The sequence below is a fragment of the Tumidithrix helvetica PCC 7403 genome (genome assembly GCF_965232925.1).
Classification (GTDB): domain Bacteria; phylum Cyanobacteriota; class Cyanobacteriia; order Pseudanabaenales; family Pseudanabaenaceae; genus Tumidithrix; species Tumidithrix helvetica.
Genome location: NZ_CBDDRA010000025.1, coordinates 1 through 25250, shown reverse-complemented (window position 1 = coordinate 25250; position 25250 = coordinate 1). Strand labels below are relative to the sequence as shown.

Here is a 25250-nt window from a genome sequence, read left to right as displayed (position 1 = left end):
TGATGCAACGCATCTTTTTGAAAAGACCGCGCTCCGCGCGGAACACAAAACCCGATCTGTCGCAATTTCAAGAGAAATTGGTATAAATTCTCCCCCCTTTTGCAAGGGAGGCTGGAGGGATCCTTGGGATGTATAGCGTTTCAGATTCTCTTATCCCGAACTTCTAAATGTCTAGGCTTCAACTTCATTTTCGATCTCATTCAGAAATGCAGCATCTGCCTCAGGTAGCGAAGGATTAATTCTAATGCCCGATCCCATTTCAAAACCAGCAGGGGTTGTGAGGTGGGGCCGAATTTGACAGTACCAGTGCAACTGCGGTTCGCTGGCTTTGTATCGCGCTGCTGTTAAGATCGCGTAGTTGTAAGCAGGATTTTTGAGCTTAACGTACAGCTTTGCAAGCACTTCTTTGAGAATTTTGGCAAAGGAAATCGTTTGAGAAGGAGAAATCGTACCGAAATCGGCATTATGCTCTTTGGGCAAAATCAAAATCTCAAAGGGAACTTCAGCAGCATAGGGAATAAAAGCTAGGAACTGTTCGTTATCGCAAATGACGCGATGGCGATCGCTAAGCTCAAATTCCACCATGTCGCAATAGGCACAGGTTCCCCATTCATCAAAATAGCGCTGGGCTTCATCCTCTAGCCAGCGTTGGCGGCGCGGTACGATGGGCGTGGCGATGATCTGCGAGTGAGGGTGCTGTAAGGAAGCCCCAGCAGCTTTTCCGTGATTTCGAAAAATCATCACGAATAGATTTTTCTTGATTTTGATTAATTCTAAATAGCGTTGGCGATAGCTCTCGATTACCGCACTGACAGCTTCAATCGTCATGGTCGCTATGGTTTGATCGTGTTCGGGGCTTTCGATCACAATCTCGTGATGACCGTAACCCGGCAGTTCCATATAAATGCCAGACATCGATCGCTTGGGCTCTACATCGGGCGAGAGGGCGGGGTACTTGTTGGGCACAACGCATGTCTGCCAGCTCGTTCCAGTCAGATTGGGTATTTCGAGCAACATCGCCTCGCGATCGTTGGTGTCCATCATGCAAAAGGGACAGCGATGGCTCCTTGGTTCGAGGGGGGGGACTTCAGGCTGCTTGGGCTGAAAGTCTTGGGGCCGTTTGCGACGAATGGGTGAATAGATGACCCATTCTCGAGTGGCTCGATTTAATCGGATGTGACTACCGCTCATTGGTTTACGCTACTCCATACGATCGAGATTACCAAAGAAGTCCTGTAGTCAGTTAGCGATCGCAATGAAGCGCAATCTAGATTTCTGGCGCTTGTCATCTGACCTTTGTGTGACTCTCGATCGTCTCAGCGCCAAAACGGCAGATTGACTCTGGTTTAAACGGACAAATTGGAATTGAGTCGGGGCTATTGGTCAGTTCTACCGTAGTCAGATTAGACAGATTACTGACAGCACCAAGATCTGGAACTACATTCCCACTGAGATAGAGCGCATTGAGCGCGCTTAGACCCGATAGGGCAGAGATGTCCGAAATTCTATTATTTCTCAGATTGAGGTTGGTGAGCTTGGTTAAATTGGTCAGAGGATTGAGGCTAAAAACCTTGTTGTTACTAGCATCTAAGCTAACTAATGCCGTGGAGTTTTCTAGCGGTGAGAGGTCTTGGATTTGGTTTTGATTGATTTGCAGTCCCGTCAACTTCGTCAACCTGCTTAAAGGACTGATATCTTGAATGCTATTGTTATTCAGGCTAAGTCCAGTTAGCTCTGACAGGTTTTCTAATGCGCCGACATCACTAATCTTGTTAAAGCTGAGATGCAAACTGGTAAGTTTTGTTAGATTTTGCAGAGGACTAATATCGGTAATGCGATTCCCGATCGCAGAGAGTGTGGTTAACTCAGTCAGACTTTGTAGAGGACTGACATCGGTAATGCGATTGGAACTGAGTTGGAGTGCGTTCAGTTTGGTCAGAGCTTGAAGCGAACTCAGGTCGGTAATTTGATTTTTGGCAAGACTGAGTTTCTTTAAATTTACCAAACTCTGCAACGAAGCCAAATCGGTAATTTGGTTAATGTCGAGATTGAGTTCGGTGAGATTTGTCAGGCTGGGCAGGGGAAATAGATCGTAGATTTGATTGCTCTCAAGCTTAAGCGACGCCAGCGCAGTGAGATGTTGTAATGGGCTGAGATCGCTAATCTTATTAAAGCTCAGGTTAAGACTTGTGAGTGCAGTGAGATTTTGTAATGGGCTAAGATCGCTAATTTGGTTGCGATTTAGATCGAGGTAAGTAAAATTTACCAAGCTTTTCAGAGGACGCAAATCTGTAATCCGACTGGCACTGAGGTTCAGCTCTGTACGAACTGCAAGCTTTTGCTCTGCTTGTTCGCAACTGGTGGCTTCGAGCACTTTTAAAACTGCATAGACCGTATTCCAAGTTTCCACCGAAAGATTTAGGCGATCGTTGCACCAATCTTTAAACGTGGTTTTCTCAATTGGTTTTGTCGGGGTTACAGGTTTCGCATCCGTCTGAGCGATCGCTGGGGTGACAAAAGCCGTGCCCCATGTCAAAGAACCTAGGGTCAGCGATAAAAAATAAGAGATCGAGCGTATTCCCAGATTTTTGTGTATTTTCATGTTAAAAGCCTCGCGTATCTTGAGGGACGAAGGTGCGATCGCTGGGCAATAACGCCACAGGTTCGGTCAGTGTAAATTTTCCTGCAACAATCCAATCCTTCAAGGTAGTAGCCACTTTCTCAGATAAGTAAATACTGGCAAGAGGAGCAGTTTTGACAGTCGTTCCCTCAATCGTAATCTTACCTGATTTGAGTTGGGCATAGCTGACCGAACCAAAGGTAGGGCGTACCCGTCTCGGTATGGAGAAATCAATCACAGGCGCAACCAGATGGTCATCCATGACCGCCGCTCTTGCCACCACCTCTGCATCAATCACAGGAAGCGGCACTCCTACACCCAACATCAGCGAAGCCCCATAATTGCGGAAATAGCAACCTCTCACCCATTCAGCAGTCATTTGCTTAGCGTCACCAATCAGCGCGAGGGTGGCAGCAGGCCCAATCGGCGTGCGATTTTCCAGACGTTTTTGCAAGGGGAAATGTTGCGTTCCTTCCCAAGCAATATAGCCAATTCCGCCGCCCATAAAGATTTTTGTGCCAATGCCAATGAGCTGAAGATCGGGGTCGTTCCACAGGGGAGAGATTGCCCCAGGATTTGAGTAAACCGCATTAGCTAAACGAGGTTGTAAGGGACCTAAGTAGGTATAGAGCGTATTTTCACCGCCATTGATCCCCACGATAAAGTTTTGATAGAGATTGCGGGGGTTAAATAAATAGAACTGGTTAATACTATCTTTGGTAATCGTAGTTTCAAACGAGGCTTTGGGATAGCAATCATTGGGATGCCCGATGGCGCGCAGGGATACTTCTTTGCCTGCGATTAGATCGGCGATCGCGTGACCACCCCCACGGTTGAGTGCGATATCATCACTGGCGTCGGCTTCTTGGGTTGCGCCTAAATATAGATCGACTGCACCAAACCCAGCGTAAGCAGGAACCCCATCGATCCAGCAAGAGCGAATTTTAATCGGTGGATCGGTATGCCCTAAGTTGATGATTGCCCCCGAAGATTCCATCGGCTCAAACGTACCTGTGGTAATCACATCAACTTGTTTGGCAGCTTGTTTGACCCCAACCTCGGCAACGAGGGCTTTAAGTTCGGTGGCAGTGAGCACTTTGACAGTCTGTGCGGCAATCTTGGCATTGATATCAGCGATCGTTTGGGGCATAGCGTGAGAAGGTAAAAGGTAAAAAGCAAAACTGAGAATTAAGAACTGAGCGCTGACGGCTGAGAGCTTAAAGCAATAGGCAAAGTAAACCAAAACTTAGAGCCAACTTTGGGCGTGCTCTCTACACCAATTTCGCCACCGTGGGCTGTGACAATTTGGCGACAGAGATAAAGCCCTAGTCCTAGACCAAGCGATCGCCGACTTTGTTTTCCTTGCACGTAGAGTTCAAATAGATGATCGCACTGTTCGAGAGTCATGCCGACACCATTATCTTCGACGACACAATGAATATGAGGGGTAAAAACTGGTGACTCAGATTCTGTGCTGTCCTCAGCAGGGTCAGGTGGTGTCTTGTCGAGAATTGCTTTGGCATAAATGGTTAGCTGTAGGCTAGGAGGATTATGCTTAATTGCATTACTGATTAAGTTCTGAAAGACACGGCAAACTTGATTGCCATCCACATCGACTAAGGGTAGATCGGGTGGCAATTGATTCATCACGATCGCTTCTTCTTTTTGCAATAAAGGTTCGAGATCGTGAAGCGCCCCGCCTAAGACTTCGGATAGGTTACAGGCTTTTCGATGCAAGATCACGCCTTGGACATCGTTGACATGGGATTCTAAGAGAGAATTAATCAGTCCGAGTTGCCGCTCGCTACTTTGTGACATTCGAATTAAAGTGGAACGGGGTAGCTTTACCTCAGATGACTCGGTGTCGAGTAAGTTGTTTAGCACCATGGTCATGCCTGTGACAGGATTGCGTAGATCGTGAGAGACTGCGTGCAAAAAAATCTTTAAAGCTTCTTCAGCCCGTTTGCGATCGCTGATTTCCTGCTGTAGGGACAGATTTTGTGCCTGTAAAGTCTTTCGTAAGTTTTGAATCGTGAGATGGGTTTTAATTCGCACCAAAACTTCTTCTTGCTCAAATGGTTTGGTGATATAGTCTACAGCTCCCATATTGAAGCCTTTGACCTTATCGATTGTTTCAGATAGAGCCGTCATAAAAATAATGGGAATATCCTGCGTACCCACTTTGCTTTTTAGAAGTCCGCAGACCTCAAAGCCATCAATGCCGGGCATCATCACATCCAGTAAAACTAGGTCAGGCTGGGCATGTTGAATTTGCTCGATCGCTGCTTCACCGTCCGTAGCAACCAAAACCTTGAGCCCTGTTTCTCTGAGCAAATTGACCAAAACACCCAGATTGGTGGGGTTGTCATCCACCACCATCACGGTTCCTTCTAAAAAAATCGGCTCGATCTCATCAGCACAATTTGAATTATCGCTAGAAGTAGCTCCAGAAATATAGCTAGGCTTGTAGCTAGACTTATAACTAGATCTATAACTAGAACCACTACCAGAATTACTGCTATTCATTTACATGCTTCCCGATCCCTTGCCCCTATAATATCTCTGATGCTTGTCACTTAGGACACCTAGGTTATTTTTTCTTTTGAGCCATGAATATACGCATTGGTAACGGCTATGACATTCACCGCTTGGTTAGCGATCGCCCCCTGGTTTTAGGCGGGATCGCCATTCCCCACGATAAAGGGTTGCTCGGACACAGCGATGCTGATGTGTTGACCCATGCGATTATGGATGCCATGCTGGGCGCACTTGCCCTTGGCGATATTGGTCATTATTTCCCGCCTACCGATCCTAAGTGGGCTGGGGCAGATAGCATTGTGCTGTTACAGCAGGTTTACCAACTAATTTTGGCGCAGGGCTGGACAATTGGCAATTTGGATGCGGTGGTGATTGCCGAAAAACCCAAACTAAAGCCCCATATTAAAACCATGCGCGATCGCCTTGCTGAAGTGCTGGGTCTAGACAGCGATCGGGTGAGCGTCAAGGCAACAACCAATGAAGGCTTAGATTCCGTGGGGCAACAAGAAGGTATTGCCGCCTATGCTGTGGTTTTGTTATGTAAATGAGTTATTCATCATCAACCAGTCTTATCTATTTTTTGTTTTATGAAGCCATATCCCAAATCAAATGCGATCGGAATTAATCCTCGTCAAAGAGTGAGGCGAAGTTCTAAATCGACGTTGCGGTTGTTAATTTTGCTGTTAATTGCAGCGGTTAGCTCTATTTTTTTGATGGGATGTTCAACTTTAAGTGGCGATACGCATCCTGAAAAGAATCGCCTTGTCGATTTTATTCTCAGCGATCCAAAAACTTTTAACCCAGTCTTAGTAGGGGATGCGACAAGTAGTCAGGTCTTAGGTTTAGTATTTAATGGCTTGCTGAACTCTGATGGCGTAACTTCTGAGCTGAAGCCTGAGTTAGCAGAAAAGTGGGAAGTGTCGGAGGATGGCTTGCGCATCATATTTACACTGCGACCCAATTTGAAATGGTCAGATGGTGCTCCTTTAACTGCTGATGATGTCCTATTTACGTTCCAAGATGTAATTTTTAACGAGCAGATTCCTACCAGTAGTCGAGATATTCTCAAGGTGGGTAAAAAGAAGGAACTGCCAAAAATTGAGAAACTGGACGATCGCCGCATTGCATTTAGTCTATCAGAGCCATTCGCACCATTTCTACGAACGGTTGGTGGCACGGGGATTTTACCAAAACATATTTTAGGAAAAACCATTACAGAAACAGATGATAAGAAACGGCCGAAGTTCTTAGAAACATGGACGCTCAAGACCCCAGTTACTGAGCTAGTCGGCAATGCTGCCTATACGATTGCCGAATACCGTCCCAGCGAACGGTTTATCTATAAGCCCAACCCCTACTATTGGAATCAGCCTAAACCCTATATTGAAAAATTTATCTACCAAATCGTAGGTTCTATAGATACTGCATTCTTAAAATTTCGTTCTCGCGAATTAGATATCTACAATTTGCGTGGAGAGGATTTTCAACTATTAAAGCGCGAAGAGCAAAGAAATAAGTTCAAAATCTATAATGGTGGACCTTCCACGGGTCAACTGTTTGTGATGTTTAACCTAAATAAAGGGCGCGATCCGAAAACCAATCAGCCCTTTGTGGAACCAATGAAGGCAAAATGGTTTAACGATGTCAACTTCCGTCGGGCGATCGCCTATGCGATCGATCGGCAGACGATGATTACCAATACCTATCGCGGTTTGGGCGCAACCCAAAACTCTCCCATCTCTGTTCCTAGTCCTTACTTCTTATCAGAAAAAGATGGACTAAAAACCTATAACTACGACCCGCAAAAAGCCAAAGAACTTTTACTGCAAGCAGGATTTCGCTACGATTCTGAGAACAAGCTACAGGATGCTCAGGGCAATCCAGTCCGATTTACCTTACTGACTAACTCAGGGAGCAACCCCGTGCGCGGACAAGTCGGCACGCAGATCAAGAATGACTTAGATAAGATTGGCATCGCTGTAGACTTTACAGGTATTGACTTTAACATTCTGGTTGATAAGCTCGACAATTCCAAACAATGGGATGCAATTATTCTCGGCTTTACTGGGGGTGTTGAACCCCATGGCAGTATCAACCTCTGGGCTACGGATGGCGAGTTGCACATGTTTAACAAAGGGCCAAGTCCTGATGAACCAAGCTATCCAGGGCGAGAGATTGCCCCTTGGGAACAAGAAATCCAAGATTTAATGATCAAGGCTTCTCAAGAGATTAAAGAATATAAACGTAAAGCCGTCTACGCTCAGTTTCAGCAGTTAGTCCAAGAACAACTTCCTTTGATTCATTTAGTCACACCGCTTTCTCTTGTTGCCATACGCGATCGCGTCCAAGGCGTTAAACCTACTGCGATCGGTGGCGCATTATGGAATCTTGAAGAGTTGAAATTGACTGAATAGCCAATGTTATTCGGTGTTTGCGAATAATTGACTGGCTTCCCATCCCAAGATCGTAATTTTGCGATCGCATCCCCAACGATAGCCACCTAGCTCACCCGAGGCACGAAGCACGCGATGGCAAGGAATTAGATAGGCGATTGGATTGCTTCCCACGGCATTTCCGATCGCTCTTGCTGCGGTTGGACGACCGATCGCTTCGGCTAAACTCTGATAGGTGGCGATCGCCCCAAAGGGAATATTGAGCAAAGCCCGCCAAACTTGAATTTGGAAATTTGTACCCTTGACGAAAAGTTTTAACGGTTCGTTCGCAGTGGTGTCATTTTTGCAGAGCGTGGGACGAAAGATGCGATCGCAAGTAAATTGCGTAGCATTTGGATCGTGGAGAATCTCGGCTCGTGACCATTCCAACCGTAGTAGGGATACGATATTCTGGGCAGCTACATCTAAATCCACACCATCTAAAAATTGCAGGTTACAAATACCGCGTGCTGTTGTCGCGATCGCGCACCTCCCAAACAGAGTGTCGTGAATGCCATAGCAAATCTGCAAACCCGCACCACCCGATTTGAATTCCCCTGGAGACATTGCTTCCAAATTCACAAACAGATCGTGTAGGCGACTGGAACTCGATAGACCAACATCCACAGATAGGTCTAGAAGATTCTTAGTCTCAGCAATCCGAGATTTGGCATATTCCACCGTGAGATATTGCAAAAAACGCTTAGGACTAATGCCTGCCCACCTAGCAAACAATCGCTGAAAGTGATATTCGCTCAGATGAAGATGCTCTGCGATCGTGGCGAGATCGGGTTGCCTGAGGTGGTTTTCTCGCATGAAAGCGATCGCTTTCGCAATGCGATCGTAGTCTTTGGTATTGTCATCCTTCTCTATCTGCATGAATTGCATAACGGCGCAATGATGAATAGGTCTCTACTCTATCGAAAACAAACCTGCAATACCACCCATTTCTTGCGATGCTCGACGCAATCAGCAGGTTCTCCTGCGATCGAAACAGCTCAGAAAGGGCTAGAGTTTGTTACACTCTAAGCATATTCAGTAACCTACTAAAACAAGCAACTTGTTTTCTTTATCATGGTTCTGCAAGCCCCACCCATCAAAACAGCGCCAACCATTACTTGGGAAGCCTTACCAGCAGACTTTGTATTACCTGACGATCCTGTGGAAAACATTCAACAGCCCTCCCTTGCTGCTGCCCTTACAGATGCGCTCGGAGCCGCAGGACTGATCCAGCCAGAAATGTTGATCGGTTCCAACTTCGCGCTGGTTGCGACAGTCAATAAAAAGATCGTGGTCAAAGCACCCGATTGGTTTTATGTGCCGCAAGTGCAGCCTGTTGCTGAGGGCATTATTCGTCGCAGCTATACACCTAGCCTAGAGGGTTCTCCGATCGCCATTGTGATGGAGTTCCTCTCCGAAACCGATGGCAGCGAATTATCCGTGCGATCGAGTCCGCCCTATGGCAAGCTGTACTTTTACGAGCAGATCCTGCAAGTTCCTACCTATGTCACCTTCGATCCCTACGAACCTAGTTTAGAGGTGCGTTGTCTGCAAATGGGCGAATATTCCTTGCAGAAACCAGACGATCGCGGTCGCGTCTGGATTCCTGAGTTAGAACTATTTTTAGGGATTTGGTCTGGGGCAAGACTAAGCCAACCCAATACTTGGCTGCGCTGGTGGGATCGAGCTGGCGACCTATTATTGTGGAGTGCAGAACAAGCCGAACAAGAACGCCAACGTGCCGAACAAGAACATCAACGTGCCGAACAAGAGCATCAACGTGCCGAACAAGAACATCAACGTGCCGAACAAGAACGCCAACGTGCTGACGTATTAGCAGCAAAGTTACGCGAGTTGGGTATCGATCCAAGTACGCTGACTTGAAGTTGGGCTTGAAATTCGATCGATAAGAATGACCAAAAAAATGCCTCTCTTTATTAAAGAGAGGCATTTTTATAATGTATTAAGGATTTCCGTTTAGGCTTTAGCGACTGGTTAAAGCAGGAACTTTTAGAGCTTGTCCCGCATAGAGATCGGGATAGAGTGGGAAGCGATCGCAGAGGTCTGCCACTCTTTGTTTGCAGGTTTCTTGTACGGCTTCGTCTTCTGGACTGAGCAAGCGATCGGCAATAATATCGGCAATCTCGCGAAACTCCTCTGTACCCAAGCCCCTTGTGGTCATGGCGGGAGAACCCACTCTCAAGCCACTGGTGACAAACGGTGAAGTCGGATCGAAGGGAACCGTATTTTTATTTGCCGTGATATTGACCCCACTGACAAGCAGATCGGCAACCTTGCCAGTCATACCAATGCAACGGAGGTCAATCAGCATCAAGTGATTATCTGTGCCATCAGAAACTAACTTAAATCCACGTTTTTGCAGTTGTGTTGCCATCGCTTGAGCATTCGCAATCACAGCGCCAGAATAGACTTTAAATTCAGGCTTTAAGGCTTCACCAAAGGCAACTGCCTTACCTGCAATCACATGCTCTAACGGCCCACCCTGAGTACCGGGGAACACAGCCTTATCGAGTTTTTTACCTAGTTCCGCATCACGGGTGAGAATCAAGCCACCACGGGGACCGCGCAGGGTTTTATGGGTTGTAGTTGTCACCACATCGCAGTAAGAAATCGGGTTGGGATGATGTCCCGTTGCGACCAACCCAGCAATATGGGCAATGTCGGCAAATAGGTAAGCCCCAATCTCATCAGCGATCGCTCTAAATTTATCAAACTGAATCACGCGAGGATAGGCAGAATAGCCGCAGACCAATAACTTGGGTCTATGTTTCAAGGCAAGTTCGCGCACCATGTCGTAATCTAGCTGTTCGGTTTCTGGGCTAACGCCATAATGCACTGCCTTAAACCATTTGCCTGAGACGTTCACAGGTGAGCCGTGGGTTAAGTGTCCACCGTGGGACAAGTCCATGCCCATAAAAGTATCGCCAGGCTCTAAAAGAGTCAAAAACACGGCAAAGTTAGCCTGTGCACCCGAGTGGGGTTGGACGTTGGCATGTTCGGCTCCAAAGAGTTGTTTGGCGCGATCGATCGCGATCGCCTCAATCTCATCCACAATTTCGCAGCCACCGTAGTACCGCTTACTAGGCAAGCCTTCGGCATACTTGTTGGTCAGTACCGAGCCTTGTGCTGCCATTACCGCAGGAGAGGTAAAGTTTTCGCTGGCGATTAATTCAATATTGCTGCGCTGTCTCTCTAGTTCTTGATTAATCAGGCCTGCGATCGCGGGGTCGGTATTCGCTAAAAATGAAATGTCTGCCACTCAAATATCTCCTAAACGTAGTGCTATCCATGCACGCAAGTCATACTGAGATATGCTAACACGCTAGATTGAGCAATTTGTTACGGCAAGGGGATATCGGTGTTGGGGCACAAGCTTATTTTCCAGTGATGTTTTACGCTTCTAGCTGATGAAGTCATACCAATTTCTTTTAAATTTGCAACAGATCGAATTTGGGGTTCCGCGCCGAGCGCGGTATTTTCAAAAAATGATGCGTCGTATCATTTTTTGAAAATGGTATCAGCATCAACGTGAGCGCTAAATCTCAAGTGGAGTGGGTGGGCGGCTCTCATTTGAAATTAGATTATCGATCGCAAAAAGTTTCTAATCTTTTTTTTTGAAGTATTGCAGCCATGCTTCATAAACAGTTTTTTCTGCCTAGAATCGTAGGGACAATTCATGAATTGTCCCAAATAGACCAGAACTCAAGTAAGAATATCGATAAACCATTGCTCAAAGCGATCGCCTAAAGCTGTCAGAGAATATTCCGCCTCGGCTTCGCGGCGGCAGACAATCCGATTGATCCGAGACACGGCTGTGATAGCATCACACAGAGCTGGGACATTATCGGGCTCCACTAGATAACCTGTCTTGCCATGTTTGATAATTTCAACGGGACCACCTCTGGCATAGCTGACAATGGGAACGCCACAGGCGAGTGCCTCGATCGCGACATTTCCAAAAGCCTCAACCCATTTAGGTGTCATTAACAGCGCTTGGCACACTCCCATGATTTCCTGTAGCTTTTCTGTAGGATGGAAGCCCAGATAATTCAATTTCGCTTTAGGAAAATCTTGCTTTACCTGTTCCCAATATTCTCGATCTTGCATTTTACCCAAGACATCGATCTCTAAACCTGTTGCCTCAGACACCGCTGCCGCATCTTCCAAACCTTTTTCAGGCGAAATTCTGGCGACCCAAGCCAAGCGAGCTTCTGAAGTCGGCTGGAACTCATACAGATCGAGATCGATGCCACTACCCAAGAGACGAAACTGACTGCCCATAGGGAAGGGGCGATCGAAGGTATCGGCTTGGGTTTGGGTGTAGACGCCAATGCGATCGGGATATTGTTGTACGACTTGAGCGATCGCGCGATCGATCGAATCTAACAACGAACCCATACTGACAAAATGCGCGATCGGGGTTTCAAAAAACGGCGTGAGATAGAATGGCAACCAATCGTAGGCAAAATTGACGATTAAGTCATAACTATCTTGCATTTCACGGGCATAAGTCCACAGATTCGCTAGAACCGAATTGTTTGGGAAGCTCACGGGATCGGTTCTCGTTTGATTTTGGGCAAAGCTATGCACTTCCCCAGGAATCGTAATCAGTGGAATCGTCTGAGATTGAGAACCCACACAAGCTGCAAGATGAACCGTGTGCGATCGCAACATCAGTTCCTTCGCCACATTCTCAACGGTCAGCTCAACGCCCCCGCCAACACCAGAACCAAATGCACCGACAGGAGTTGAGATAAATAGAAGCTTCATAGAATTCAACGAACCGTAAAAAATAATTGAGAGAAGAAGGGCAATATGTGGATTTGGTCATTGGGAGGGGCGAGGCTCTTCCGCCCTAGACCTTTGCCTGTTAAAGTCCGATCTAAAATCTAAACCAGAGATTCCTATAGAAGCTAATCGCTAGCCAAACAAGCCCCCACAACGGCTAATACTGACTCAGACAAACTAGAATATTCATAGCCACCTTCTAAGCCAAATACTATTTTGTGGGTTAGCTGCAAACAGAGCTTTGTGAGGACACCATAGTCTTTAGGCTTGAGGGACATACTCGCCAAAGGGTCGTTAGAATTCGCATCAAACCCTGCACTGACAATCAGTAAATCTGGTTTGAAGTCTTGCAAAAAAGGGATGACACGTTGTTCAAATACGACCAAATATTCTTGAAGCGAGCAATTTGCTCTCATCGGTAAATTCAAGACATTGCCATGGGCTCCTGTCTCCTCTAGATCGCCTGTATAGGGATAAAAGGGGGCTTGATGGGTAGAAACATAGGCAAGATTTGGACGATCCCAAACCGCTTCTTGCGTACCATTGCCATGATGCACGTCCCAATCTAAAATCGCCACTCGTTGAATATTTGGTAAATCGAGCGCATACAGTGCCGCGATCGCCGCATTCGAGAAAATACAAAACCCCATTCCCGTGTGAGCGCGAGCATGATGTCCAGGTGGACGGGCAACGACAAAAACGGGTTCGTCTGAGGCTAAGACAAGATCGACCCCATCTAACCATGCGCTCACTGCCAATAATGCCACTTCATAGGTGCGGCTCGACGCGATCGTATCCCCATCAATATGACCGCCACCCCGTTCCGATATTGCCTGCACAGCATCGATATATGCGGGCGTATGAAAGCGCTCTATCTCTTGCCGCAGGCGATCTCTTTGTTGGATCGGCGTAGGCTGTTTCCACGTCAGACGATTTGCCAAATCAGAAGTTTTTAAAGCCTCGATGATTGCGGTTAATCGACCCGAATTTTCAGGATGATAAACCCCAGTTTGATGCTCTAAAAACCGATCTGAGTAGATTATCGGGAATGTTGATAAAGACATAGAGGGTGGGTATTCTAGATGAATATCTGAGCCAACGAGCCAGAGTAAAACGAGAGGAATGCAGTCTAACGCGATCGCGATTAAATTTAACGTTAAACCTAACGCTATACTTTAAGAATTATCCGTTAGGCATTACCAATCGCAATCAAGCATGATTCATGAGCAATTTTTCTCTGCTTAGAATCGTAGGGGTGATTCATGTGCCCCTACATACAAATTAAATAGGATTGCTATATTTACTTTATTGTTGTTTTGTAATTTCTTGCCTGCTTGTCAACAGTAATCTTTCTTAAAAGTGTCCAATAACAAGCCCTGTGGTAGATACTCACCAGCCCAGCGATCGCCTAGACAGTGCCATGCTTTCAGTGCCAGAAGAGTTGGTTCCGATGGTAAATGAGCTTAACGCTCTTTATGAAAATGGACGCAAAGATAGCGTGCTGAAAGCGCTTTCAGATCTCATTCTGCAATTAAAGACTGAGCCAAAGGGTGGCGTAGATCTTTCTGTAAATTTCCCACCAAGCCCACCTAGCCTACCTAGTCCACCAAACTATCATTTACTGGTTAATCAAGAAGACATAGACGATCCTGCGAGTTCAGATTTTTTAAAAAGTTGGGAAGATATCCTCAACTTGCAGCTTTATGTCGATACAGATATCTACGGCACGTTAGATCTTGACCCCGTGCAGCCAGAAGAAAGTGAGCCAGAAGCAACCATCGAACATGAAGATGCCACAGAAATTTACGTGCAGTCTTGGGCAGAACTTGCCAAAAGCATGTCTAATCTGCCCGATGATGTGTTTACCCGACTTTGGAGCACCACAGAGGTTGCTAAAATTTTAGAATGTTCGGTCAATACGCTTCGCCGTGCGAGAAAAGAAGCGCGGTTGCCCCTCAAAGTCAAAGACCTCATCGTTGACTCCATTAGCCATGATGGCAAAAGAAGCCTCTGGTTTATTCGTCCTAGTTAATTTTTCTAAAGCGATCCTTGTGTTTGCGAACGTAGTACGGGCTTCTAGCCCTTGCAGGCAAGATGCCTGCGCAACAAATTATTACAACTCATTGAGGATTGCTATAACGAATCATTTTATTTTTTTCTCTAGTTCCCAAATGTCCTAGCATTTTAAATGGCTAGTTCATTCATCTAGGTCTCATGGTTAGAAATAAATTCTTGGCAAATTGGTCGCAGGTCGCAATTGCGATCGCTGTGACAGTTTTGATAGCAATTGGGTGCGTGGTTTATCCTCAGCCTAGTTTTGCGGCTTTACCCAATAAAAGTGCGATCAAAGATGCAAGCGTTTTGCTACGAAATGCCTTACCCGTTGACAATTCGATCGTGCGGGAGATTCAGCTTAAATTAGAGGGTATGCCCCGCCAAGCCAATCTCAAACGCTGGAAAGGTCTAAGCAAAGATGTAGATAGTATTCTGTTAAGCGTGTCGCAAAAACGCGACCAGATTTTGGCAAGTGTTACCCCAGCCGCGAAACAATCGGCGGAAGAAAGCCTTGCCAGTCTTGGCAATGTGCTTGTTCCCCTGCAAGAAGCGATCGCCACCAAAGACAGAAACAACATCAAACCCCTAAGCGAAAAAGCGCTGGAATATGTGGGAACGATTGAGAGCCAAATGGTTCAGGCATTTCCCTTTGAAGTTCCCGCAAAATATTCAGGATTGCCCCAGCTTAAGGGCCGAGCGATCGTCGAAATGGAAACAGAGAAAGGGAATTTCACGATGACCTTGGATGGCTTTAGTGCCCCTGTCAATGCAGGTCAATTTGTCGATTTGGTTCAACGGGGCTTTTACAACGGTTTAACCTTTAATCGGGCTGATGACAACTTCTTCTTGCAAGCTGGCGATCCTGCGGGTGAGGCAGATGGCTTTGTGGATTCCGCAACAGGTAAAGTTCGCACTGTGCCCCTAGAAATTCGCGTGGTGAATAAAAAAGATCCAGTCTACGAACATACCTTTGATGAACTCGGCATGGTTGGCACGTTACCCGTACTGCCGTTTTCTGCCTATGGCACCGTGGCAATGGCTCACCCTGGTACCGATCCTAATGGCGGTTCCTCGCAGTTTTTCCTGTATTTGTTTGAGTCCGATCTGACCCCTGCAGGTTTAAATTTGATCGACGGCAACTACACGGCTTTTGGATATGTCACCACAGGCGAAGAAGTTTTGCGTAAACTAAAGTTAGGAGACAAAATTCTTTCTGCTCGCGTTATTAGCGGGTTAGAAAACCTCGTTACCAGCAAGTAATTTATAACCCATGGGTGAATCCCAAACTTTCAGTCTACCTAGTCCCAGTAGTGCCATACGTTTGGCAGGGACTAGGGGAGAAAACCTTAAATTAATTGCCCTTGAGACAGGCACAAAATTGGTTCTGCGCGGACAAGATTTACTGATCGAGGGTACTGAACCGCAGATTTCCCTCTGTTTGCAAATTGTTCGCGCCCTCAAGCAACTCTGGTCGCAAGATCGAGCGATCGCTTCGGTCGATATTTTGGCAGCCAAACAAGCTGTGGAAGAACAACGGGCGGAATCATGGAGCGATCGACCAGCGATTACAAGGAACCATCGAGGTGGACAGATTCAGCCACGCACGCTCAAGCAGCAGCAATACGTGCAGGACATGGAAAACCACGATCTGATCTTTGGGATTGGTCCTGCGGGGACTGGCAAAACCTTTCTGGCAGCGGTGGCAGCCGTCAAGGCATTGCAAAATCAGGAGTTTGAGCGTCTGATTTTAACCCGTCCTGCCGTGGAGGCAGGCGAAAAGCTAGGCTTTTTACCTGGCGATCTGCAACAAAAAGTAGATCCTTATTTGCGCCCTCTCTATGACGCTTTGTACGAGTTGATGGATCCAGAAAAAATCCCCAGCTTGATCGAGCGTGGTGTGATTGAGGTTGCTCCACTCGCCTATATGCGAGGTCGCACGTTAAACAATGCCTTCATCATCGTGGATGAAGCACAAAACACCACGATCTCCCAGATGAAGATGGTGCTGACGCGTCTGGGATTTAACTCTCGCATGGTGGTGACAGGAGATGTCACCCAAATTGACTTGCCCCATCATCAAAAATCTGGGCTCAAAATGGCGCAAAAGATCTTAGAAGGGGTTGAGGGTATTGCCTTTAGTCACTTTACTAAGTCTGATGTTGTGCGCCATCCACTCGTGCAAAAAATTGTTGCTGCCTACGAGCTAGCCGAACACTAGCTTGCAAACTACTTCCGAGCCTTGTTTTTGGGGAAAAGTATTAAGCTGTCACAGTTGCCATAATAAGAATTGCGTAGGCAGGATTGGGCACTTTCAAGCGTGATATCTTTATTAGGCTATAAAATCGGTTCTGTCGGAATTTGACCGTCAGAGTTAACGGGGAAAGCTTGGTGTAAGTCCAACACTGTCCCGCAACTGTAATGAGATCGCAAAAATCTCTGAGTCAGGATGCCCGCCGACGATCTTGCTCATTCCTAATATCTGCGAGGCACAGAAAATGAATAAATTTAAAAATTCTCGGTTTCTTCCTTTTAATAAGGTTGTCTATAAGGCAGTCTGTTTAGCTGCATTGTTTGGTGTTTTGTTGTTGTCAGCCACACCAGCTTTTGCTCACCATGCCATGGATGGAAAAATGGCATCTAACTTCTTTGAAGGTTTTGTATCTGGTATAGCGCACCCCTTGATTGGACCCGACCATTTTGCATTTCTTGTGGCAGTTGGCTTGCTTGCTGCTATTAAGCGACAGGGACTGATGATTCCGATTTCGTTTGTATTATCTGCGATGCTTGGTACTGGGGCACATCTAGCAGGCATAAATCTTCCAGGAGTTGAGCTATTTGTTTCTGGATCGATCTTGCTATTCGGTATTTTGTTGATTGAGAAGGATAGATTTAATACTTTTGTCGTTGCAGGGCTTTCAGCGCTTGCTGGCATATTTCATGGTTATGCGTATGGCGAATCCATTTTTGGCGCAGAAACTACTCCTCTAATTGCTTATCTGATTGGATTTACAATTGTGCAACTGGTGGTGTCACTCCTTGCATTTTGGATTGGTAAGGCAACCATCCTCAAGCAAAAAGCCGAACAGCAATCCCCCATACAGTTGCGTTCTGCCGGTCTAGTGATTTCTGGTATTGGTCTAGCTTTCTTCGCTTCCCAAGTTATTGCCGTTCTATTTCCAATTTCCAAAATCTAATCAATTCATCTAACTGCTTTTTAGGCGGTTAGATCTCCAGCAACCATTGAAAATGGCGGAGAGTCTGGAAGGACAGTTGTAGTAACAATTCATGAATTGTCTCTACAACTGTCTTTCTTAGTTTGAGATGAATCTATTGCTTTAGGTGATGCCCTGCAAAGCCTGTAATGCTTGGCGGGTACGCTTTACCCACTCTGTATTATTGTCAGCCTCGTAGAGCCTCAGTGCCTCTTGATAAGAGCGAATGGCGCTACTAATATCGCCTTGCATTGTGTATAAAGCCCCTAAACCAAAATGTGCCCTAGCGTAACTGGGGTTCAGAGAAATCGCTTTGTTGTAAGCGTCTAAAGATTCTCGCATTTTGCCTTGATCGGCAAGGGCTAAACCAAGACTCGCGTAGTCAACCCATAACTCTTCTTTGCCATAGACGATCGCACGGGTAAAAGCCTCAACAGCACCAGCACTATCTCCTTGGGTGCGGAGTAAATTACCTAAATTACTGTAGGCAACGTTATTTCTAGGCTCGGCATCGATCGCTTTCCGAAACGCGGCGATCGCATCCACAGGTTTATTTTGATCGGATAAGGCACGACCGAGATTGTTGTAGGCAGCCGCATATCTAGGGCTGAGATTGATGGCTTGCTCGTAGGCAGCGATTGCCCCACTTAGATCGCCTTGACGGCGCAATGCTAAACCCAACCCGTTATAGTTGGCTGCAACTTTAGGGTTTAACTCAATACTGCGCCGAAACACCTCAACTGCCTCAGGTGCTTTTTCTTTTTTAAGCAAGGCAGTGCCTAACGCCGCATACACATCCGCATTTTTGTTGTCTTGCTCGATCGATCGCCTGTAGGAAAGAATGGCTTGATCGGTGTCGCCTTTGGCATCGTAGGCAATCCCAATGTTATAAAAAACATTGGGGAAGCGATTGTTAATTGCGATCGCGCGTTTATATGCCTCTATAGCGCCATCATAGTCTTTGTCTTCATACAGGGCGATACCTAGGGAAAAGTGAGCCGTTGCATACTGGGGTGCAAGCGTAATCGCCTGTCGAAATGCAGTAATTGCCCCCTTGCGATCGCCTTGACGGCGCAAAACAGAGCCCAAACCATTGTGGGCGAGTGCGTACTGTGGGTCTAAGCCTACAGCTTTCTGGAAAGCAGCGACAGCACCATCAAGATTATTGCGTTGTTCTTCAGCCAGACCGAGATTGTAGTAGGTCGAGGCTAAACTCGCATCTGGTTTGCTGAGACGAATGAATGCGTTGTAGGCATTAATCGCCCCCACCATATCGCCTCGTTTATATAGGGCAATGCCCAAACCGTAGTAGGCAGGTGTATAGTTTTTGTCGAGTTCGATCGCCCGTCGATGGGAAGCGATCGCCCCTTCAATGTCCCCTTGTTGCCGCAGCGTTACGCCCAAACCGTAATGGGCAGGAACAAAACCAGGATTTAGTGAAATTGCTTGTCGGTAAAGTGCGACTGCCTCAGTCAGTTTGTTTTGCTCTCTTAGGACATTTGCCTGCTCGACCAGCTTGATCGCAGCATTGGGATTCTGTTCGGGTTTCGTTTCAATGGGTGTGGCAGTTTGCGCGATCTTCTCTGCAAATTGAGGGGCAGCTTGCGATGGGGTACACAAGGGCAGATAACTAACCAGTGAAATAAATCCAACCGTAGAAATCTTAGTAATCGCTTGCTTGATCATAGAATTTTTTTTGGATGTCCTTTTTGCTAGGATTACCGACACACCCATCGTAAACCATTCCCAGAAAACTTTTTCTCATCCATTCAGCTTAATTTTTGCAACCAAATTTGGCTCAAACGCTTTAAATCAAGGCAATTTCTAGCGAAAAAATACAGAAAACTTAATTAGAGGCTTAACATTTAGCACAGAGGCAATTTTCAATTTCAGCAAAATTCAGTATGTCTTTCATACACAAAACTTTGGCTTGGCATTTATCCAGTAAAATGCAAGGGTAAGGTTTCAGAAAGAGCGTTTTTAAAGCTTTCTAAAGGGCAAGGGGCGATTTTGGAAAAGGGCACATTGGTTGAATTTCGTTTGCATGGCGATCGCCGCTTGGCAGTTGTAGATCGACCTGAGGGCAAAAAGCACCTACAGGTGATTGACGAGAATGGCACGACCCACACAGTGCATCCTCGCGAAATTGACTTTGTGATCAAAAGCACGGCTGACTCCGATCCGCAGATGTTTACGGCACGACAGATCCCAGTTTTCTTTCAACAGGTTCAGCAATATTTAGATCCCTCTAGTCTTGAAGTAGCTTGGGAGATCTTGATCGATGACAACAAGTCTGTCACCCCTGACGATCTAGCCAACCTCCTGTTTTCAAAAATATCTGCCGCCACCTCCTATGCTTCCTATTGGCTCTTGAGCAATGACAAGCTTTACTTTAAGCAAAAAGGCGATCGCTATGAGCCTCGACCCGCCACCCAAGTTGCCGAGTTAAAACACCAAGCCGAAGCAGCTCAGCAACGCCAGCGCGAAGCCGAAGCCTTTATCTGCAAGATGCAAAACAAGATCGCAGGCAAGCAGATCGATCTTCCCGAAGATGCGCCAACGGAACCAGAATGGACAAAACAGGAACGGCATCGCTTAGAGAGTCTAGAGCGATATGCCCTCTACGGTGAAGAAGCCTCAGATAAATCCGCTGCCCAAGAAATTTTGGTTTCAGTCAAGCGCACGAAATCTGAAATATCAGCGTTTCAGCTATTGGTTGACTTAGGGATTTGGAACCGCCATGAAAACCTTGCCCTGTTGCGCAGCCAAGTACCCACCACCTTCTCAGCCGAAGTTCTCAATGCTGTCAAACAATGCCTAGAAAATCCGATTCCAGATAGCTCTTTAGCGAAGCGGATCGATTTGACGCATTTGCATGTTTACACGATCGATGATGAGAGCACGACTGAGATTGATGACGGTTTGAGTATTGAAACTCTGCCCAATGGTCAAAAGCGGCTATGGATCCATATTGCCGATCCTACGCGCTGGATCGAACCCCAGAGCCTACTCGATCGCGAAGCCCGCAAAAGAGGAACCAGTGTTTATTTGCCCACGGGCATGATTCCCATGTTTCCCCACGAGTTGGCAACGGGACCGATGAGTTTGATTCAGTCACAGGTTTGTCATGCCCTGTCGTTTGGGGTCGACCTCAGCGATCGCGGCGAAGTCATTTACGCAGAGATTCATCCCAGTCTGATTAAACCCAACTATCGCCTCACCTATGAAGATGTGATGGATATGTTGGATATGAGTATTGAGGAAGATCTCAATGCGATCGCCCACTATGCCAAACTCCGAACCAACTGGCGGCTCTACCAAGGTGCGGTGAATATCGATCTGCCTGAAACCATCATTAAGGTCAATCCCAACGATACGGAGCAAATGACCCTAGAGTTGATGGATGAGCCCTTTTCACGGCAAATGGTGGCAGAGATGATGATCTTGGCTGGAGAAGTTGCGGCTAATTTTGCCCAAAAGAATGGAATTCCGATTCCCTATCGCTATCAGGAAGCGCCAGAATTGCCCTCGGAAGAAATCTTGATGCAGTTGCCATCTGGTCCCGTGCGCGAGTTTGCTGTCTGTCGCTGCATGGCAAAGGGTGAAATGGGTATCTATGCTGCACGTCATGCTGGACTGGGACTGGAAGCCTATACCCAAGCCACCTCTCCAATCCGCCGTTACACCGATCTTCTTACCCATTGGCAAATCAAAGCTTTTCTGAATGATACGCCTTTGCCCTTTACAGAGGCGACACTATCGGATTCCCTATCTGTGATTGAGCCTGCGGTATATGAAGCCAATCAATTGGAACGTCAAACCGTGCGCTATTGGAGCTTAGAGTTTTTGCGACGCAATCGTGAAACCGCTTGGCGAGCAATCCTTTTGGACTGGTTGCGCGAACAGGATAAACTCGGACTGGTACTTCTCGAAGATTTGGGCTTAAAGCTTCCCATGCGCATCAATCGCACCACAAATGTCGGTGAAAGTTTTAACGTCAAAGTCAGCGATGTCGATCCGCGCAAAGATTTGATTCAGTTCTTTGAGGTGCAACAGGTTGAGTCATTTAGCATGGCATAAGTTTCTGAAGTATGATTGAATCTTCAAATCATCAAGTCATTTTGTGAATATCTGGCAGCTAATTCCAAAAACAGGGATTTCCCTAGGGGAAATCCAAATCACATTTAATGATTCATGGCAGGATGTATGTCAAAAACTCAATCTTAAGCAGGCTCATGGCGTACTTAAAGAACACCATATTAACGGATGGTTTTTAGATAATATCCTCGAAACTGGGGCAAGTATTCGATTTCAATTTGAACAGAATTCACTATCTGAAATTCTGTTTTGTAATGGAAGTTTGTTTTTTGAGGATATCAACTTTATTGGCTCTGAGATTGAAGATGTTATTCAACAATTAACTAATAGAGGGATAAAAATTTTTTATGACTATGTAGAATTTAATTATATTTCTCCTGAGTTACAGATTTATTTTTGTACTGGTGAGGCTGTTGGTGGAGAGGGGACTGACGTGCAGTATGTTGGGATTGTTAATGATGAATGTGAATTAACCCCTGAAATTAAGCAAGTGACAAGTCCAGTTGTGTGAAAATAAACACAGACACACTCAAATTACAGTAAGCAAAGACCGATCGCATAGACAACAGAACTAAATCCACCAACGCGATCAAAGAATTGAGATATCCGCGACCGATCGCTGTTGCCCCCGATCCGCTAGTTGTTTGGCTAGATTCGCACACACAGCGATCCCACGTTTTTAGCAAAAATCCACAAATTTGCAAGCGATTCCTTTCAGAATGTGTCCCGCCGCCCACAGCCAAACTCAGAGATCGTCTGGGTTAACTCCGATAGATCTGAGATAAGCTCTCAATGTTTCATTTTTTTGCCGTTCTTGCTTAGCGATTTTACGCTCTTGCTCAGCGATCTCTTCTGCTTGTTATTGGCTTGCTCAGCGATCGCCTATTTTTAGCAATAATTCATATACTTGCAAGCGATCTTTTTTAAGAAATATTTCATGTGTTCGAGCGATCGCATTCAGGATGCGTACCTCTGCATTACATTTCGTCTGGGTCTAATCCAAGTGCTCTAAGCCTTTCAGCAAGTCGTTGGGCTTTTTGTTCGGCAAGTTGCTGGGCTAGTTCAGCTTGTTGTTTTTCTAGATTGGCTTGCTCAGCAATCGCCTCAGCCTCCAACTTAGCAAGTCTTTCCTGCTCAGCGATCTCCTCAGCCCTCCGTTGAGCAAAACTAGCACGCTCGGCGATCTCCTCAGCGATCGCAGCCTGCTCTTTAGCAGTCGGATATCTGACCCCATTGCGATCGTACCAATACAACCACTCCCGCCGCCAATCGTATAGTTCGTTGCGAATGCAACCAATACCAAGCCCCACACCTTCCAGCCACACCATTTCGCCACCTTCAGGCAAAAGCGCGATCGATGGCATCAGTTCGTACTTGCCATTCACCAACTGATACACTTCCAAAGATGGACGGTCTTTATAGGCTGTTCCTTTTCCGCTAAAGGGATTATAGATAACGTAATAGCGAATGCCTAAATTCTGATACAGTTCTAGCTTTTCCTCGTATTCACTGTTATAAGTCTTAGAAATTACTTCAAAAAATAAAATCGGCAATACTTTTTCTTCCCAAATCGAATAGCTCAAACGTCCACTTTCGCCGCGAAGTCTGGGAACGCCTATGGCTAAAAACCCATCGGGAACAACTGCTTTGGAGTTCTCTGGCTTTTCAAGGTTTGGTTCGTAATAAACTGCCATGTCTACTCCCCAAAACCAATCGAAGCGATCGTCCCAAATGTCTCTCAACAAGTTCAGCAGAATATTGGGAATGTCGTTTTGGAGTTCGTTATCCACAGGGGTTTCATCGGAATCTGGCAATTCCTCAGCAGTTGGTAAATGGCGGTATTCCGAAGATACAGTAAACATGGCTTTTTGACATTTTTACGTTAGCCCTATTCTGTCATAGTTTTTGCTTTTTTAGCAGAGCAAGTAAACATAAGGTAAATTTATCCATGTCAAACTGCCAGCATCGACGAACTCGGCAGACGCACAGAATATCGCTATGACGCACGCAATCGCTTAATCGAAACCATTTATCCAGACGATACACCCGCCACTCTAGCCGACAACGCTAGAACCAAGAACGAATTCGATCTAGTAGGCAATCAAGTTGCAGCCATTGATGAGTTGGATAGGCGTACAGTCTTGGAATATGACGCGCTCAACAGATTAGTGAAGCTAGTTAACCCAGACCCCGACGGAGCTGGGTCACTTCTCTCGCCCGAAATGCGCTACGAATACGACGCAACTGGCAACAAAACAGCCGAGATCGACCCACTTGGACGCAAAACTCAATATCAATACGATAATCGCAATCGCTTAATCGCAAAGATTTATCCCGATGGCAGCCAAGAAACTGCTACCTATGATGCCAATAATAATTTAATCGCAACGACCGATGCGAATGGAAGCGTCACGATCCGTCAATATGATGCTAGTAGAAGACTTGTAAAAATTATCGAACCCAACGGCATCCAGACCTTTGAATACAATAACAACAATCAACTGACTGCCCAGACCAATGCCAATGGCAATCGCACTCAGTATTATTACGATCAACTCGGTCGTAGATACTTGACAATCGATGCGCTTGGCGGGAAGGTGTATACAAGCTATGACAATCTCAACCGTCAAATCGAAGCGATCGATCTGCTCAATCAATCGACCAAGACTGAGTATGATGCTTATGGGAATGTTGTGGCTGCGATCGATCCTTTGGGACAACGCACGAGCTATGGCTACGATCTGAAGAATCGCAGGAATATGGTGACGGATGCTTTGGGTAAGGTGACGACTACGACCTATGATGCGTTTGGGAATGTTCTTTCAATTACCGATCCTAAACAGAATAAGACGAGTTATGAATACTCCGTAAAACAGACTGGAAAGAAAATCATCACCAATGGAAGCATTACTTCAATTAGCTATGATGGTCGCTATGTTGCTCTTGGCATTGACAGTAGCCTCGACAACAAAGACACCAATACTTTTTCTGATGTATTTCGCTTAGATCGTCAAACTGGACAATTGATCAGGGTAAGTACCAATCAAAATGGAGAAGCCCCGAACGGATATAGTTTTAACACCAGCATTAGCGGTGATGGTCGCTATGTTGCCTTCCATTCCACCAGTACAAATGTCGATAACGTTGCCAGTGATGGATTATTTGTACGAGATCTTGACAATGGAACGACCACCAGAGTTGCTTCTCCGATCGCCAGCAGCGATCCAGAGCTTGATGATTTCAACAAAGGGCTTTGCCCTGATTGGAAACGCACAATACATTGCCTTTGTTTCAAGTGTCGGACGACAATGGAATTGGCGGGTTAAATGACGCCTCCTCCAATAGTCGTCCCACATGTAGAGGTGATACCAATTTAAAGGCGTAGGATAACAGATAGACTAAACTAGAGAAAAAAGTATAAAGGCAGAAGTAAGATGGCAGGGAAAACAGCGATCGTCATCAAAGAAACAGAACAAGAACTAGCAG

21 protein-coding genes and 1 riboswitch are annotated in these 25250 nt (G+C 46.1%); of the genes, 10 read left to right on the top strand and 11 right to left on the bottom strand.

Going from position 1 to position 25250, the window contains the following annotated elements; all coding sequences use genetic code 11:
- Positions 1 to 171 precede the first annotated feature (171 nt).
- The 4 genes from galT to ACP2WE_RS19895 all read right to left on the bottom strand — a co-directional run bounded on the left by galT (position 172) and on the right by ACP2WE_RS19895 (position 5146).
- Positions 172 to 1191 (bottom strand): galactose-1-phosphate uridylyltransferase, encoded by a 1020-nt coding sequence (gene galT, locus ACP2WE_RS19910; RefSeq protein ID WP_425217288.1) that lies wholly within the window; start codon positions 1189 to 1191, stop codon positions 172 to 174.
- Positions 1192 to 1285: 94 nt separating this feature from the next.
- Positions 1286 to 2602: a leucine-rich repeat domain-containing protein gene (locus ACP2WE_RS19905; protein ID WP_425217287.1), complete on the bottom strand. Its 1317-nt coding sequence runs from the start codon at positions 2600 to 2602 to the stop codon at positions 1286 to 1288.
- A 1-nt stretch (position 2603) separates the two neighbouring features.
- Positions 2604 to 3770 carry a homocysteine biosynthesis protein gene (locus tag ACP2WE_RS19900; RefSeq protein ID WP_425217286.1) on the bottom strand — a complete coding sequence of 389 codons (1167 nt, stop codon included), beginning with the start codon at positions 3768 to 3770 and terminating at the stop codon, positions 2604 to 2606.
- A 38-nt stretch (positions 3771 to 3808) separates the two neighbouring features.
- Positions 3809 to 5146 (bottom strand): hybrid sensor histidine kinase/response regulator, encoded by a 1338-nt coding sequence (locus ACP2WE_RS19895; RefSeq protein ID WP_425217285.1) that lies wholly within the window; start codon positions 5144 to 5146, stop codon positions 3809 to 3811.
- A gap of 83 nt (positions 5147 to 5229) precedes the next feature.
- On the opposite strand from ACP2WE_RS19895, the gene ispF reads away from it, so the two are divergent.
- Positions 5230 to 5706 carry a 2-C-methyl-D-erythritol 2,4-cyclodiphosphate synthase gene (gene ispF / locus ACP2WE_RS19890; protein WP_425217284.1) on the top strand — a complete coding sequence of 159 codons (477 nt, stop codon included), beginning with the start codon at positions 5230 to 5232 and terminating at the stop codon, positions 5704 to 5706.
- Between the two features lie 39 nt (positions 5707 to 5745).
- Positions 5746 to 7572, top strand: a complete 1827-nt coding sequence (locus ACP2WE_RS19885; RefSeq protein WP_425217283.1) for an ABC transporter substrate-binding protein — start codon at positions 5746 to 5748, stop codon at positions 7570 to 7572.
- Positions 7573 to 7578: 6 nt separating this feature from the next.
- Here the strand turns inward: ACP2WE_RS19885 and ACP2WE_RS19880 are convergent, their stop codons facing one another.
- Complete coding sequence (locus ACP2WE_RS19880) at positions 7579 to 8478, bottom strand: methylated-DNA--[protein]-cysteine S-methyltransferase (protein ID WP_425217282.1); 900 nt, start codon at positions 8476 to 8478, stop codon at positions 7579 to 7581.
- Positions 8479 to 8664: 186 nt separating this feature from the next.
- On the opposite strand from ACP2WE_RS19880, the gene ACP2WE_RS19875 reads away from it, so the two are divergent.
- Entirely contained in the window at positions 8665 to 9474 is an 810-nt protein-coding gene (locus tag ACP2WE_RS19875; RefSeq protein WP_425217281.1) for a Uma2 family endonuclease, read from the top strand.
- A gap of 100 nt (positions 9475 to 9574) precedes the next feature.
- Here the strand turns inward: ACP2WE_RS19875 and glyA are convergent, their stop codons facing one another.
- The 3 genes from glyA to ACP2WE_RS19860 all read right to left on the bottom strand — a co-directional run bounded on the left by glyA (position 9575) and on the right by ACP2WE_RS19860 (position 13463).
- Positions 9575 to 10870, bottom strand: coding sequence for a serine hydroxymethyltransferase (glyA, locus tag ACP2WE_RS19870; protein WP_425217280.1), 1296 nt, complete (start codon positions 10868 to 10870; stop codon positions 9575 to 9577).
- A 443-nt stretch (positions 10871 to 11313) separates the two neighbouring features.
- A complete protein-coding gene (locus tag ACP2WE_RS19865; protein WP_425217279.1) occupies positions 11314 to 12381 on the bottom strand; it encodes a glycosyltransferase in 1068 nt (355 codons plus the stop codon).
- A 143-nt stretch (positions 12382 to 12524) separates the two neighbouring features.
- Positions 12525 to 13463: a histone deacetylase family protein gene (locus ACP2WE_RS19860; protein ID WP_425217278.1), complete on the bottom strand. Its 939-nt coding sequence runs from the start codon at positions 13461 to 13463 to the stop codon at positions 12525 to 12527.
- Between the two features lie 314 nt (positions 13464 to 13777).
- Here ACP2WE_RS19860 and ACP2WE_RS19855 point away from each other — a divergent pair, with 314 nt between their 5' ends.
- From ACP2WE_RS19855 to ACP2WE_RS19840, 4 genes are all read left to right on the top strand, one after another.
- A complete protein-coding gene (locus ACP2WE_RS19855; RefSeq protein WP_425217277.1) occupies positions 13778 to 14431 on the top strand; it encodes a hypothetical protein in 654 nt (217 codons plus the stop codon).
- 182 nt (positions 14432 to 14613) lie between these two features.
- Complete coding sequence (locus ACP2WE_RS19850) at positions 14614 to 15714, top strand: peptidylprolyl isomerase (protein WP_425217276.1); 1101 nt, start codon at positions 14614 to 14616, stop codon at positions 15712 to 15714.
- A gap of 10 nt (positions 15715 to 15724) precedes the next feature.
- Positions 15725 to 16672 (top strand): PhoH family protein, encoded by a 948-nt coding sequence (locus ACP2WE_RS19845; protein WP_425217275.1) that lies wholly within the window; start codon positions 15725 to 15727, stop codon positions 16670 to 16672.
- A gap of 108 nt (positions 16673 to 16780) precedes the next feature.
- Positions 16781 to 16926, top strand: a riboswitch (cobalamin riboswitch).
- A gap of 23 nt (positions 16927 to 16949) precedes the next feature.
- Complete coding sequence (locus tag ACP2WE_RS19840) at positions 16950 to 17648, top strand: HupE/UreJ family protein (RefSeq protein WP_425217274.1); 699 nt, start codon at positions 16950 to 16952, stop codon at positions 17646 to 17648.
- Between the two features lie 141 nt (positions 17649 to 17789).
- Here ACP2WE_RS19840 and ACP2WE_RS19835 read toward each other — a convergent pair whose 3' ends face one another.
- Entirely contained in the window at positions 17790 to 19352 is a 1563-nt protein-coding gene (locus tag ACP2WE_RS19835) for a tetratricopeptide repeat protein (protein WP_425217273.1), read from the bottom strand.
- A 324-nt stretch (positions 19353 to 19676) separates the two neighbouring features.
- On the opposite strand from ACP2WE_RS19835, the gene ACP2WE_RS19830 reads away from it, so the two are divergent.
- Positions 19677 to 21746 carry a ribonuclease catalytic domain-containing protein gene (locus ACP2WE_RS19830; protein WP_425217272.1) on the top strand — a complete coding sequence of 690 codons (2070 nt, stop codon included), beginning with the start codon at positions 19677 to 19679 and terminating at the stop codon, positions 21744 to 21746.
- Between the two features lie 43 nt (positions 21747 to 21789).
- On the top strand, positions 21790 to 22275 hold the full coding sequence (locus ACP2WE_RS19825; protein WP_425217271.1) for a hypothetical protein: 486 nt from the start codon (positions 21790 to 21792) through the stop codon (positions 22273 to 22275).
- Here the strand turns inward: ACP2WE_RS19825 and ACP2WE_RS19820 are convergent.
- Positions 22247 to 22450 (bottom strand): hypothetical protein, encoded by a 204-nt coding sequence (locus tag ACP2WE_RS19820; RefSeq protein WP_425217270.1) that lies wholly within the window; start codon positions 22448 to 22450, stop codon positions 22247 to 22249. The two genes, ACP2WE_RS19825 and ACP2WE_RS19820, sit on opposite strands and share 29 nt — an antisense overlap.
- 291 nt (positions 22451 to 22741) lie before the next feature.
- Positions 22742 to 23626, bottom strand: a complete 885-nt coding sequence (locus tag ACP2WE_RS19815) for a Uma2 family endonuclease (protein ID WP_425217269.1) — start codon at positions 23624 to 23626, stop codon at positions 22742 to 22744.
- A gap of 261 nt (positions 23627 to 23887) precedes the next feature.
- Here ACP2WE_RS19815 and ACP2WE_RS19810 point away from each other — a divergent pair, with 261 nt between their 5' ends.
- A complete protein-coding gene (locus ACP2WE_RS19810; protein WP_425217268.1) occupies positions 23888 to 25090 on the top strand; it encodes a TolB family protein in 1203 nt (400 codons plus the stop codon).
- Positions 25091 to 25250: the final 160 nt, after the last annotated feature.

Bases quoted from the DNA above. Each gene is read 5' to 3' on its own strand.
- ACP2WE_RS19835 (WP_425217273.1), bottom strand. From the start codon at position 19,352: ATGATCAAGCAAGCGATTACTAAGATTTCTACGGTTGGATTTATTTCA.
- ACP2WE_RS19905 (WP_425217287.1), bottom strand. From the start codon at position 2,602: ATGAAAATACACAAAAATCTGGGAATACGCTCGATCTCTTATTTTTTA.
- ACP2WE_RS19885 (WP_425217283.1), top strand. From the start codon at position 5,746: ATGAAGCCATATCCCAAATCAAATGCGATCGGAATTAATCCTCGTCAA.
- ACP2WE_RS19850 (WP_425217276.1), top strand. From the start codon at position 14,614: ATGGTTAGAAATAAATTCTTGGCAAATTGGTCGCAGGTCGCAATTGCG.
- ACP2WE_RS19845 (WP_425217275.1), top strand. From the start codon at position 15,725: ATGGGTGAATCCCAAACTTTCAGTCTACCTAGTCCCAGTAGTGCCATA.
- ACP2WE_RS19860 (WP_425217278.1), bottom strand. From the start codon at position 13,463: ATGTCTTTATCAACATTCCCGATAATCTACTCAGATCGGTTTTTAGAG.
- ACP2WE_RS19865 (WP_425217279.1), bottom strand. From the start codon at position 12,381: ATGAAGCTTCTATTTATCTCAACTCCTGTCGGTGCATTTGGTTCTGGT.
- galT (WP_425217288.1), bottom strand. From the start codon at position 1,191: ATGAGCGGTAGTCACATCCGATTAAATCGAGCCACTCGAGAATGGGTC.
- ACP2WE_RS19840 (WP_425217274.1), top strand. From the start codon at position 16,950: ATGAATAAATTTAAAAATTCTCGGTTTCTTCCTTTTAATAAGGTTGTC.
- ACP2WE_RS19880 (WP_425217282.1), bottom strand. From the start codon at position 8,478: ATGCAATTCATGCAGATAGAGAAGGATGACAATACCAAAGACTACGAT.
- ispF (WP_425217284.1), top strand. From the start codon at position 5,230: ATGAATATACGCATTGGTAACGGCTATGACATTCACCGCTTGGTTAGC.
- ACP2WE_RS19875 (WP_425217281.1), top strand. From the start codon at position 8,665: ATGGTTCTGCAAGCCCCACCCATCAAAACAGCGCCAACCATTACTTGG.
- ACP2WE_RS19815 (WP_425217269.1), bottom strand. From the start codon at position 23,626: ATGTTTACTGTATCTTCGGAATACCGCCATTTACCAACTGCTGAGGAA.
- ACP2WE_RS19900 (WP_425217286.1), bottom strand. From the start codon at position 3,770: ATGCCCCAAACGATCGCTGATATCAATGCCAAGATTGCCGCACAGACT.
- ACP2WE_RS19895 (WP_425217285.1), bottom strand. From the start codon at position 5,146: ATGAATAGCAGTAATTCTGGTAGTGGTTCTAGTTATAGATCTAGTTAT.